Origin of the sequence: Loktanella sp. DJP18, assembly GCF_049310965.1 — a bacterium.
In the GTDB taxonomy this organism is placed as follows: domain Bacteria; phylum Pseudomonadota; class Alphaproteobacteria; order Rhodobacterales; family Rhodobacteraceae; genus Loktanella.
The window spans coordinates 1-869 of the sequence record NZ_JBMERN010000355.1 but is presented as its reverse complement, the minus strand read 5'-3'; the positions used below and the strand labels follow the sequence as shown (position 1 = coordinate 869).

The following is an 869-nucleotide window of genomic DNA, read 5'->3' as shown; positions in this document are numbered from 1 at the left end:
TGGCACTACCGCTCCAGAAGGGCGCGAAGTCCAGTCGGATCATTAAAATACGGCTCAAGGAATATGGTGAGGCATGGACGCAGGGGCAAGGAGGCGGTCGTCCGCAGTTTGGATCTTTCGATTGGCGGTAATGATACCTGTCTCGGTCTGGGGGTCATTCCTGAATGTTGGCAAAGTCCAGCATTAAAACTGTCATCGCTTCAACGGCAGGAACGCGCCGGCGTCATTCTGAACGCTTCGAAACGGTCTCTATGGCCGACGCGCCAAGTAGACAGTCGCCGCACCATGCAGCAATGATGATGCAACCCAGACAGTAAGACTGCCCGCACAACATCAAAAGGTCTGAAGTGAACAACAACTTGCCCCAACTTCCCAACTCACTTGAGGCACGCGATGAGATCACTCGTCCATGGACTCACCAATCTTGCCAAACACCTTACGATAGGCCCCAAGATCATCGAGAGCGGTCAAGGCATTTGGGTCACCGCCGGCGATGGAACGGTCTACCTCGAAGGCATGTCAGGGCTTTGGTGCATATCACTGGGCTACGGCCAGGAGCGTCTGATCGCTGCCTGTGAGAAACAGATGCGGAAGCTGGCCTACTATCACCTGACCAACCACAAGGCACATCCTGCTGCAATCGAGTTGGCGGACAAGTTGCTCGACATCGCCCCAGTCGCCATGTCGCACGTCTGGTTTGCCAATTCCGGCTCCGAGTCAGCTGACTGTGCTGCCCGCCTGTGCTGGTATTACTGGAACGCGGCCGGAAAGCCGTTGAAGCGGAAGTTCCTGGCTCACGACAGGGCATACCACGGAAATACCATCGCTGCCGCCTCGCTCACCGGCGCATCCTATGCCCACGAGGGGTT

The 869-nt window shown here is 56.5% G+C and carries 1 protein-coding gene; it reads left to right on the top strand.

What is annotated here, in order from left to right:
- Positions 1–393: 393 nt before the first annotated feature.
- Positions 394–869 (top strand): aminotransferase class III-fold pyridoxal phosphate-dependent enzyme (locus ACOI1H_RS25870; RefSeq protein ID WP_422441213.1); only part of this gene is annotated, 476 nt, incomplete at its 3' end.